At 59.1% G+C, this 11,608-nt stretch carries 10 protein-coding genes; 8 read left to right on the forward strand and 2 right to left on the reverse strand.

From position 1 onward, the window contains the following. The first annotated feature begins 13 nt into the window (after positions 1 to 13). Entirely contained in the window at positions 14 to 1,177 is a 1,164-nt protein-coding gene (locus KF841_06120) for a hypothetical protein (GenBank protein MBX3394925.1), read from the forward strand. 141 nt (positions 1,178 to 1,318) lie between these two features. Continuing rightward, positions 1,319 to 3,139, forward strand: a complete 1,821-nt coding sequence (locus KF841_06125; GenBank protein ID MBX3394926.1) for a type VI secretion system contractile sheath large subunit — start codon at positions 1,319 to 1,321, stop codon at positions 3,137 to 3,139. Between the two features lie 33 nt (positions 3,140 to 3,172). Here the strand turns inward: KF841_06125 and KF841_06130 are convergent, their stop codons facing one another. After that, complete coding sequence (locus KF841_06130; protein MBX3394927.1) at positions 3,173 to 3,586, reverse strand: ADP-ribose-binding protein; 414 nt, start codon at positions 3,584 to 3,586, stop codon at positions 3,173 to 3,175. 370 nt (positions 3,587 to 3,956) lie between these two features. On the opposite strand from KF841_06130, the gene KF841_06135 reads away from it, so the two are divergent. Next, positions 3,957 to 5,276 carry a hypothetical protein gene (locus KF841_06135; GenBank protein MBX3394928.1) on the forward strand — a complete coding sequence of 440 codons (1,320 nt, stop codon included), beginning with the start codon at positions 3,957 to 3,959 and terminating at the stop codon, positions 5,274 to 5,276. 80 nt (positions 5,277 to 5,356) lie between these two features. On the opposite strand, the gene KF841_06140 is transcribed toward KF841_06135, so the two are convergent. Further along, positions 5,357 to 6,262 carry a DUF4097 family beta strand repeat protein gene (locus KF841_06140; GenBank protein ID MBX3394929.1) on the reverse strand — a complete coding sequence of 302 codons (906 nt, stop codon included), beginning with the start codon at positions 6,260 to 6,262 and terminating at the stop codon, positions 5,357 to 5,359. Between the two features lie 174 nt (positions 6,263 to 6,436). On the opposite strand from KF841_06140, the gene KF841_06145 reads away from it, so the two are divergent. From KF841_06145 to KF841_06165, 5 genes are all read left to right on the forward strand, one after another. Beyond that, a complete protein-coding gene (locus tag KF841_06145) occupies positions 6,437 to 7,570 on the forward strand; it encodes a trypsin-like peptidase domain-containing protein (protein MBX3394930.1) in 1,134 nt (377 codons plus the stop codon). An 86-nt stretch (positions 7,571 to 7,656) separates the two neighbouring features. Then, on the forward strand, positions 7,657 to 8,313 hold the full coding sequence (locus KF841_06150) for a type II secretion system protein (protein ID MBX3394931.1): 657 nt from the start codon (positions 7,657 to 7,659) through the stop codon (positions 8,311 to 8,313). Positions 8,314 to 8,414: 101 nt separating this feature from the next. Next, positions 8,415 to 9,656: a phosphoglycerate kinase gene (locus KF841_06155; GenBank protein MBX3394932.1), complete on the forward strand. Its 1,242-nt coding sequence runs from the start codon at positions 8,415 to 8,417 to the stop codon at positions 9,654 to 9,656. Between the two features lie 61 nt (positions 9,657 to 9,717). After that, the gene (locus tag KF841_06160) at positions 9,718 to 10,308 is read left to right on the forward strand and encodes a histidine phosphatase family protein (protein ID MBX3394933.1); all 591 of its coding nucleotides are present in this window, start codon (positions 9,718 to 9,720) and stop codon (positions 10,306 to 10,308) included. A 98-nt stretch (positions 10,309 to 10,406) separates the two neighbouring features. Beyond that, positions 10,407 to 11,321, forward strand: coding sequence for a class I fructose-bisphosphate aldolase (locus KF841_06165; GenBank protein MBX3394934.1), 915 nt, complete (start codon positions 10,407 to 10,409; stop codon positions 11,319 to 11,321). The last annotated feature ends 287 nt before the right edge of the window (positions 11,322 to 11,608 follow it).

The raw sequence follows: 11,608 nt of genomic DNA on the forward strand, positions 1-11,608 counted from the left end.
CCGGAAAACTGTTATGGCCAGCCCTCCATTTCTGATGACCGACAAGCCGCAGCCGTCCCTGCAGATGATGCGCACCAACTCGACGGGCGGACACGGGAATACGATCAACAAAGTCACTCTGCCTGCCGCGGAAATTACGGTCACATACCGAGCTCAGTTCCGTTTCCATATGTTCTACCGCGTGCCGGTCGAAACGCCGTGGTGGAGTGGGAGTATCGGGAAGGAGATTCTCCAATCCGAGGTGGACAAAGGTACTACGCTGTATCTACCACCCGACGATCGTGTGGTTGTCACCGATGCCGAGCACTATGCAACCGTGAAAATCGGCCGGCAGAGCATCAGACTCGCACTTGGGGAATCAAAGGCTCGAGGACGACCGGTCTGGTTTCCAGTCAGTTCGAAACTGCCAGCCGAACTGAATTCCCCAAGTACCGGCTGGAAATGGAAGCCGCCGACGCTGGATAACTTCGGTGCGGCAAACCAATGGGGCATCCGGGGCGATCTCACCTTCGTCGCCGATCCGTGGGGCGAGCCTGGCAAGCCCAAAACATTTAAGATGGTCACTGTCTGGCAGCGCTGGAGGCCGGACCCCAAGACCGGCAAGAACCGATTCACTCCGGACATGTGCACCCTGCCGCCTGGCACCTTCGCGGGATATCCGCAGGCCATGCCGAAACACTGGGATTCTTTCCCCGAGTTTTCCAAGGATGGGAAGAAGACGAACAAGGACTATCGAAAAGAATTCCCCGCGATCTGGGTCGGCTATTCATGGGAACCTGATGATGTACCGCCACCGACAACCGGCGGAAAATCAAAACCGCCCGAAGGGCCCTGGAAGGAAGGCGTCCTGGGTTGGATTCTGAAGAATCCAAAATCCAAGGGACGCGCTCACGGCGTGTATATTCACCCTGGCAATTCACCCAACTGGTTTGAAGGATGTCTCGCGCCCGGCCCCGCGGATAAACAGACGGAATGGGGCTTCATGGCGCGTGAGGACACCGCCCGGGCCATGTACGAGATTCTGGCTGACGTCGGCATTTCACAATCAGATTACGTCAACAATTATCAACCGCCGTCCCAAAAACTGCGTAAGTGGTTTATCATTCGGGTCGAGGCATCCCCGAAGAGCGCCGTGACAGACGATGGCTGGATGACCTCGCGAATCTGGCTGGACTAGCTCGCAGGGATTGCGATGCATCCGTGCGCTGTGGGCGGATCGCATCGCTCGCGAATTTTCCGACGCGTTTGGACCGTTATTTAGGCCGCCGCTCGCGCGAATCATTCGCGCGGACGTTCGACGCACACGAAAGGCACACCCATGTCTGATGACGCAATGAAGTTTGATGTCGAAGTGGATTTTCCGATGCCCGGCGGTCTGAAAATCTCCACCGAAAAACCATATCGAATCCTCGTCGTCGGCGATTTTGCCGGCAGTGACAAAGGCACAGTCACAGGCGCAATGGCCGGCGGCGGCGTCGAGATCAACAGTACGAATTTCGATGAAATTCTTGGGGATGCACGGCCATCCGTCAGCTTCACCTTAGCCGACCCGGTAGCGGGCGGGAATCAGTTGGCCGAAGCGGGAATCCGCGTTGCTTCGATCAGGGATTTCGATCCGATCGCGATGGCGGGGCAGATCAATGCGACGGCCAGCCTGTTCGAAATTCGGGAGAAGCTGGTCGGCCGTCTTATGGGCAAGCTCAGCGGCGAGCAGCTCGCGCAGTCGGTCAGCGCCGCGATCGCATCCGATTCGCGACTGTCCTGGCTATCCGAATGGCTCAAGGCCGCGCCCGCTGCCAAGCCTGCTGATCCCGCCACGGTCAATAAGCTGCTTGACGGTCTGGATCTCGGTGACAGCGCCGCAGCGCCATCCACGGGCGGCCCACGGAGCGCAATCGGCGCAGCGGTGGCAGGTGCGGCGGGCGCAAGCGGAATTCCTGCGGAGGAGTCCGCGGCCGTCCGGCGAACGCTGAATGAAGTGGACCGGATCATCTCGGCGTGGTTGAACACGGTCCTCCATAGCGCCGAAGTGCAGCCGATGGAAGCAATCTGGCGCTCGATCGCCTTCCTGGTCAGGCATATTGATTTCCGCAAGAACGTGCGCCTGCAATTGTTGCACGCCCATCGACACGATCTGACAACTCGATTCACTTCGAAGGTGATCGATCCGGTATTCGACGATGGCGCCGACGCGCCCGACCTGGTCATTCTCGCATCCTCCTTCGGAAACACATCGTCTGACATGGAAGTGCTCGACGAGATGGCCCAGCATGCCGCGAGTCTGCCTGCCGTAATCCTCGCGCCGGTTTCCCCGGCCTTCTTCGGCGTAAAGCATGCGTGGCAGGTGCCGACTTTGCCCGCCCTCGTCAACATGTTTGATCAGTGGCAATTTGCAAAATGGAAGGGCCTTCGAGAACAAACCTACGCAAGGCTCCTCGGCGTCGTATTCGGCCGTGGCTTGCTGCGACAACCTCACGGTCGCGACGATCTAAAGGATCTGGAATTCTCTTTCAAGGAAGATGCCTCCCTCGAGTCGTCATTCCTCTGGGCTGAGGGCGTGTTTGCCGCCGCGCTCACCATCGCGCGGAGCGTGACGGAATCGGGTTGGCCGTCCGGCATGTCGGGCTATGTGCGCGGTCAGGTCGACGGATTTGCTTCTGCGATGGGAGGCAAGGACGGCAAGAAAAAGTATGGTCCGTCGGACCTGCAAATGGTTCAATCCAAGATCGAGGAAATCGGCGGTGCGGGTATCAATGTCGTCGTGGGGGCGAAAGATCAGGAATTTGTTCACTTCTGGAACGGTGTCAGCGCGGCACGCCCGGGTTCAGCCGATATCAGCGGCGTCCTCGAGGTGAGTCTGCCATACCAGCTGTTTGCGGCCAGATTGTCGGGCCTGTTGTTTGATCTCAAGCCGAGTCTGTCCGCCAAGAGTGAGGATCAGGTTGCCTCCATTGTTAAGGGACATGTGCAGAACTGGTTGCAACTCCCGGATGATCTCGCCGCGCAATTGATCAATGTGCAGGTACGCCCGGCGGAGAAGGACCCTTCCTCGCTGGAATTGGCCCTGACGACAACGCCACCACCGACTATTCTGCCGGGTGGAGTGCCGGTCGTGCTGGGATATCGCATCGCGCGGTAGCTTGCGGGCGACTGGAGGACACTTGTTCGGTGCTTAGATGTGCCGGATGACGATGACGTTGTCAGGCAGGAACTCCAGCACCTTTCTCACGTCCTCCCAGTTCAACTGGCCGGGCAGACATCCGGGACGCGGCAACAGAGTCTTGGCTTCGCCGACGATCGCTGCCAGTTGCTTGGCGCTGCGCTCGATGATCTGGAGATTCGGCCCGGCCCACGCGTATTGCTGGACCGGAAACGAGAGCAGACCAGGGCGAATCAAGTGAACATGATTGCCTCGCGACTTGATGAGATGACCGAGGTCGACATCGATGCCGGCGAATCGCTTGACGGCTTCAATTCCGACGCCGAAGTCGAGAATGGCGGTGCCTTCCGGAGTCGTTGCGCCGGACGACGGAATGCAACGGTACTCCGCTTGTTCAATCCAGAGATTGCATTCCTTTTCGAGCATTCCGATCTCAGTTCGTTGTTAAACCGGGTTGCGGCAAAACCATAAAGCAACGCCACATACCATCTTACGCTCATTATCGGCGATCGGAAGGGACGGCCTTTGAAATAGGTTTAAACAGAATTCCAGCCCGGAGACAGGCCGGCCCCGCTCGGGTCACATCGAATGCAACATAACAGGCATTATGGGACGCCGCAGGGCGGTTGAAGGGGCCAGCAAACCGTCCGGGTGCTGCCTGTGCCTCCAGTCCCCCGGGCTATCCACCCGGACTTCCACCGTCTGCACCAGGCCAATCACTGAACTTGACGACGGCCCGGACCTTTCCTTACCGAAATTCGTCGCCATTTGCGCGTTCAATGGCGCTAGTTAGCCCATGCCCGCGCCGAATCTGGCCGATATGTGGTCCGTGCCCACGCAGGACGAAATTCTGACGCGAATCACCGAACTCGTTGCACGAACCGGGGGCGATGCTCGACTTGCCTGGCTCGCGGCCATTCTCCCCGCCCTTGCGGCTGTCGGATTTGTCGTGGCGATGCAACTCAATCGCCGGACGTTCGCACGGCGCCTTTCGAAGCTGGAGCAACTGGTCGGCGCGGGCGGCGACGGTCCGAGTGTTCGCGAGTTCTGCGCGGAACTGGTCAAGCAGCTCCGGCTCAAACTGCCTAGGGCGCGAATTCCCGAGACGCCGGTTGAATACGAGACGGCGTTTATCCGCGGTCTTTTCATCCATCTGCGAGCCCGGCGACGACAGCGGTCCCGTGTTGATGAGTCGCTATGCCGGTTGGAACAGGAGCTGGCCGAGCTCCGTGACGAGGTCAGCCGTGTAGCCAGTGAAGCGACCGCCCCACCGGCGAGTGCCATACCCGAGGCATCTACGACACAAGGGCCGAACGAACTTCAACCGACCTTCGCCGGCGAATTATCAGACGAGATTGACGACGCCGAGATCATCGCGCCAGATCCTGAGCTCAATGCAATGCTGGCCGAGGCGGATAAGGCACTGCCTGAACCCGAACCGCTGCCGCTCCCGGCTGTCGCTTCGGCCGAATTTTTCCAACGCGTTGAGGAAGCGCTCAAGCGTATTGATGAATTGGAAAAGGCGTGGTCGGATCGATCGGTTGCCGCGGCCGGTCTGCTCGTTCGTATCGATGACCGAATCGAGGAATTGAGGCACTTGCTCCCACACGAGCCGCCCCCGCGCGACGAAAAGGCAACGGATCTCATTGCGCCGGTTCCCGGCGAAGCGTCGACCACCGGCTCAACTGGTGAGGATGTTCTGGAAACCGCGTCCCCTGTTGAAGTTGAATCCAGCACAGCCGGCGACCGCTCGCAAAGCGCCCAAGCGTTCTCAGCAGGCGATCCTGCAATATATATTGATTCACTTCGCTCCCTGCTGTCGGAGGCCGTGCTCGAAGAACAGCGACTCACCGAATCGCGCGAGGCAGCCGAAAAAACGCGATTGGCGCTGACTGAGTTGAACCACGCTCTTTCCGCGGACATGACTCATCGCCAAGCCATTGTGGCACGTATTGACTCTCAACTGCGTGACCGCCAGATTCAGCTGGTGACGGATATCATGCGAGCCGAGACGGAACACGCGGAACTGACGCAGGCGTTGTCCCGTATTACTTCGACCGTTGGAGAGTTGGGACAATGGGTCGGGCAGTCGGTGCCAATGGACTCCAACACCTGATGCCGCGCATGAGATCGCCGCGGGCGATCGTGGTCCATCGCTCGCCACTGGTTCCCCCCGGCAGCCGCACGTATAAGTGACTACATTCCGACAAACGTGATTTCGCCGGATTCGCTGCGCGCGACGATCGAACCGCCGCCGCCGTTCAGGATTCCCTGAAGGTAGCCGCCCCCGGTCGTGACGTCTGACACCGTGAACCCCCCCAGATTCGCGGAAACGCTGCCCGAAGCCGTTTGCAGGTCCAGCCGAGCCGTGGTTGTTTTCGCGAGAGTGAAGCGGATATTGCCTGAGGCCGTTTCAGCCGAAATTGCGCCGTCGGGTGCCGGCGCCAGGCGCAGTGAAATGTCAGCATCGGTCGTTACGGCCTTCACGTTGCCGGCGGTGTCGGCGATTGTGATTCCTCGATTGGTCGTCTGAGCAATCACGTTTCCTTGTATGCTCTTCAGTGAGACTGCGCCATTGGCCGTGCGCACCTCAACATTTCCCGAAATGTCAACCACATCCACTGGGCCGTTCTTGAGGATTACCTCCACGCTCACGCTCACCGGAACGACCAGTCGAATATCGAACACGAGATCCGTGTCCGCCAATTCCTTGGGAAGAGTTGCCTCGACATCCAGTCGTGCATTATCAACAAAGGAGCGTTCTGCGGTGAGGACGGATCGACTCAGCAGATCGGCCAGCGCGTCACTTTGAAATCCCTCCCTGGTGATGATCTTGGTGACCTGAAGCGAGCCGGCAGTGCCTTCGCCCGCCTGGGACAGATGAACGCGGGCCGTCGGAAGTTCGATCCGAATGTTTCTGACATCGGTCATATCGAGACTGGTCGTCGTCCGCTCGACCCGCGGATTACTGGGATCGATTCCGTCGCTTGATGGTATTTCAAGTCCCCCACCAGCCGGGTCTCCCACGAAGGAGATTTCACACCCGCCGACGAGCAGAAACAGGGAACTAACTACGATCAAACGCGTGTAATCCGCCATCATCGGGCTCCCTCTCCGCGCAGTTTTCGCGCGACAAAAACAATCGCCTGTAGAATTGCTTATCGGAAAGAGTGCTGCTTCAATTACAGCGGACGCGGTCGCCCTAGCGTCCTATAACTATGTCGATCTGGAAAGGTGCCGGTCGTGACTTACCATCCTGAGTCCCCGCAGAAAACCATGAAAGGGACGCATGCGGCCGAGCGATATCGTCTGCCGTTGCTCGTCGGCATCATGGCGGGTTTGTTCGGCGGTTGGATGCTCACTCGCGAAGTTGAGCGATCGAACCGGCAAGCATCAGCCACTCCCCGCACAGTCACACCACGTGCTGACCTCTCATCTCAGGAAAAGACGACAATCGAGATTTTTGAGGCCGCCGCTCCGAGCGTCGTCTTTATCACAAGCGTTGGGAGCGTCCGCGAGACCTACGGATTCAATATCTACGAAATTCCCAAGACCGGAGCGGGATCGGGAATCATCTGGGATACGGATGGACATATCGTCACGAACTTCCATGTCATCAGCGATGCCCAGCGCGTTCGCGTGACGCTGGCCGACCATTCAACACTCCCTGCGACCTTCGTCGGCGCGGCGCCCGATAAGGACCTCGCCGTAATAAAGATTGATGCGGATCGTGCCCTGCTTCGACCAATCGCAATCGGAACATCCCATGATTTGCGTGTCGGTCAAAGTGTATTTGCGATCGGCAATCCCTTCGGCCTGGACCAGTCACTGACGACCGGCGTGGTCAGCGCGCTCGGCCGTGGAATTCGTTCCGTCAATGATCGCACCATTGAGGGCGTCATTCAGACTGATGCCGCGATCAACCCGGGCAACAGCGGCGGCCCGTTGCTCGACAGCGCGGGACGGCTGGTTGGCGTTAACACGCAAATCGTCACCCGCAGTGGCGGAAGTGAGGGAATCGGATTCGCTGTCCCCGTCGACATCGTCAACGAGGTCGTGCCACAGTTAATCGTTCATGGTCGCATCATTCGACCGCAATTGGGCGTCGTCATTGTCAGTGACGACCTGGCGCGGCGCTACGGATTCGACGGTGTCCTGGTTCAAAGTGTGTCCCCCGGGAGCGGCGCCGAAGAGGCCGGGCTCCGAGGCTTCGGTCGTACGCCGGACGGAGATATCGTCGTCGGAGATCTGATTGTCAAGGTGAACGATCGAGTCACAAGGAATCTCGACGATCTTCTGACCGAAATTGAAAAGTGCAAACCCGACGAGACGGTCGTCGTAACATTTATTCGGGATGGCAAGGCAAACACGGCATCGGTCCGACTCCGCGCGCCCGAGGATCGGAAGTGATGAATTCGCCGGACGATTCCGGGTGAGGTTCATGTCGCCCCGCCGGACGCTTGACCCGCCCCCTTGGGCGTTTAGGATCCCATTTCATGCATACCCGACGGTTCACCGAGATGGCGTCGTCACGATTGGCGATGACCCTGATCGAGATGACCATCACCATCTTTCTGGTCAGTGTCATGCTCTTCCTGCTGACGGGCTGGATGACCATGCTGCGCACGCGATCGAAGGAATCGCTCGCGATTCGAATGCTGGCGGATCTGGACAATGCGCTGGCCCGCTACCGCCGTGCTGAAGGACAGTATCCGACATATCGGGGGCCAGATTCCGCCATACCCGTCGTCGTGGACCTGCTTGATCACGAGCGCACGCGAAGTACGATTCAGGCGTTCCCTGCCAGCCTCTGGCGCGGACCTGATTTGCAGAGGTGCCTGGTTGATCCGTGGGGAACTCCACTGAGATATCTTCCTGCGGATTCGGAAAACCCTGCGGTGAGGGCCAATGCCGGTCGACCAATCTTTATTTCCGCCGGCCCTGATCGCGATTTTGGCGATGACGATCCGGCCGCTCGCGGTGACAATCTGCGAAGTGATGACCCGGGGCCGGATGGGTTTCGCTTGCACGAAGCAATTCGTGAGGCCCTGGATGAGAATCTGCCGACGCCACTTCCGCCGATTCCTCAGTCACCGACTCCGCAGTCCATGCCAACGGGCGCCGCGGACGGAGACGAGCCGGCCGACGAATAAGTGGTCGCCTCAGCTCGCGAACGGCGCGGCGGCCCGATTCAACGAAACGCGAGCGTTTTGATCCACTGACGCCGGGACAAAGAATGGAAGGGAGTGGCTGAATGCCGAAAAAGTCGATAAGTCAGACCGATGTGACGGGTCAGCGGGTGCTGATGCGAGTCGATTTCAACGTTCCGATTGAGCATGGTGCGATCTCGGATGATTCCCGCATTGTCAAAGCCGTGGAGTCCATTCGATCGGTGATCGATCGAGGAGGCCAGTTAGTGCTCATGAGCCATCTGGGTCGCCCAAAGGGCAAGCCCAGTGCCGAGTTCAGCTTGCGGCCTGTGGCTGAACATCTCGGGAAACTGTTGAAGCGGCCGGTGGCATTTGTAGATGAATGTGTCGGGGCGAAGGCAGATGCTGCGGTCGCGGCCTTGAAATCCGGAGAAGTGGTGTTGCTTGAGAACCTTCGCTTCCATGCGGCCGAGGATCTGATCGATAAGGCCAAGCAGAACCCGGACCGGCTACCGACTCCTGATCAGCGGGCGGCAATCGACGCCTTCGCGAACGGTCTCGTGAAACATGCCGACCTCTACTGCAACGATGCGTTCGGCACTTGTCATCGAAAGCATGTCAGCATGTATGAAGTGCCGATGCGACTTGGCCCGGGGAGAAGGGTCTGCGGATTACTGGTCGAACGGGAATTGCGGTTTCTGGGTGAGGCAATGGCCGCTCCCGTCCGGCCGTTCGTCGCAATTCTCGGCGGCGCGAAGGTCAGCGACAAAATCAAGGTGATCGAGAATCTGCTGCCGAAGGTCGATTCGATCCTCATTGGTGGAGCGATGGCGTTCACGTTCTTCGCGTCTCAGGGTATCCGGATCGGCAAGAGCTTGTGCGAGGCTGACCGACTGGAGCTGGCCGCGAACCTGTTAATGAAGGCCAATGGAAAGATCCACCTCCCGATCGATACCGTTTGCGCAGCCGAATTGAAAGCCGGCGTGGCCACCCGCACCATCGAAGGGGACATTCCCGATGGATCAATGGGGCTGGACATCGGGGCGAAGACGATGGCCGCTTACCACGATGTAATCGCCGCGGCCCGGACCGTGGTCTGGAACGGCCCGATGGGTGTCTTCGAGACACCGCCGTTCGACGCCGGCACGACTGCAATTGCGACCGCGATGGTTCAGGCCACACGGAACGGCGCAACAACCATAGTCGGCGGAGGCGATTCGGCAGCAGCAGTCGAGTCGGCCGGCCTGGCAAGCCAATTAACCCACATTTCGACTGGCGGCGGCGCGAGCCTGGAATTTCTCGAAGGTAAGCCGTTTGCCACAATTGAAATCCTTGATGACGCCTGACGTCGCGCAGTGAGAAACGGGTTCAAACACACACCAGAACCAAAGCGCCGATCGATCCGCAATGAAGCGACTGATACTCATTCGAGCCGGACGAACCGACTGGGTCGACCAGGAGCGGCTTGCGGGCGATATGGATTTGCCAATCAACGAGGTGGGCCGAAAGGAGGCCTCACTTGCGGCGGACGCCATCCGCGCGATGTCGCCGCGAACAATTTACTGCGGAACGGATGGCCCCGCCTCGCAGACAGCCGAGCAGATTGCCGCGTCGCTGGGCCTGAAATTCAAGGCGCTGGATTCGCTCCGTGAGATGGATCTTGGGCTGTGGGAGGGATTAACGGAGGATCAGTTCCGCGAGCGCTTCTCGCGCGTTCACAAAGCCTGGCACGACGACCCATCAAGCGTCGAGCCACCGAACGGCGAGTCCCTTCCGCTCGTCGAGGCCCGATTGGAGCAGGCATTCTTCTCCCTGCTCAAGAAACGGGCCACATCGCCGATTGTCATCGTACTAGGGCGTCTGGCATATTCCGCAGTACGGTGCCGGTTTCACGATCGTCTCTATGAGCAGTTCTGGGAATATGTGGATGAGCCGGTCGGACCGTGCCTGCTGGATGCGACACCCCAGGTCATCCGACCAGCCCACGCCGCATCTTGACCGCGATTGGCAAGCGATTACGCTAACGGCCGATACGCGATTTCTGATTCGCGTGCGTCCCCAATCAGTAATGAAATTCGACACACGGAGGCCCGTCCATGTCCGAGCGCGTTCGCGAAATCCTGAGTTGGTATAACGGTGAAAACGCCGGTGTTCTGACGAATCTCGCCCGGATGATGAATCACGGACGACTCGGCGGAACCGGCCGGATGATCATTCTTCCCGTCGATCAGGGCTTCGAGCATGGGCCCGCCCGCAGCTTTGCGTACAATCCGGATGGCTACGATCCACGCTATCACTTCAAGCTTGGTATCGAAGCAGGATTGAACGCCTACGCCGCGCCGCTTGGATTTCTGGAGGCTGGCGCGGCGGACTTCGCCGGCGAAATTCCACTGATCCTGAAGGCGAATAATCACGATTCGCTCGCGGATGAGAAAGACTCCTGGCAGGCCGTCACGGCGAGTGTCAAGGATGCGCTACGACTGGGCTGCGTCGGCATCGGCATGACGATCTATCCCGGCTCCACACTTCGCAAGCAAATGTACGAAGAGTTGCGCGAGCGGGCCGAAGAAGCCAAGGCGCACGGCCTGGCAGTCATCGTCTGGAGTTACCCTCGGGGCAGCAGTCTGTCAAAGGAAGGCGAGACCGCGATGGATGTCTGCGGCTACGCAGCACAGATTGCCTGTCAACTGGGCGCTCACATCGTCAAGGTGAAACTGCCCACCGCGCATCTCGAGCAGGATGCCGCGCGGAAGGTCTATGAAAAAGAGAAGATTGCAATCGGATCGCTGACCGAGCGGGTAAAGCATGTCACCCAGTGCGCGTTTGGCGGGCGGCGAATCGTGATTTTCAGCGGCGGTGCCAAGAACGACAACGACCAAGCGGTCTTTGACGAATGTAAGGCGATTCGAGACGGTGGTGGATTCGGGTCGATCATTGGCCGGAACACATTCCAGCGTAAGCGGCCGGACGCCCTGAAGTTCCTCGATTCAATTCTGAAGATCTACCGCTGAGTCAGACCCGGCTTGCCTGGGACACATCAAGCCCCAAAGGAAAGCCGGCCGTGGCGACCTGCCGTGGGCTTTTCTAATTGCGCGTCGAGCATGGCGGGGTGATTTAGAGGTGAGAGTTCTCTGGGAGCCCTGGTTGCGGGTATTCCTAGCTGAACGGCAGCTGCGGCGTTTTAAGGCGTCGTGGGAAGGAAGCCGCAGGCAAAGCTTCAGCCCGACAAACGCGAAGCGCATAGGAGGCGGTCGTTCAACGGACGAGCGGAAACTGTCAATCGCCAGAGCCTCAATGA

Source organism: Phycisphaerae bacterium, from assembly GCA_019636475.1.
Taxonomy (GTDB): domain Bacteria; phylum Planctomycetota; class Phycisphaerae; order UBA1845; family UTPLA1; genus JADJRI01.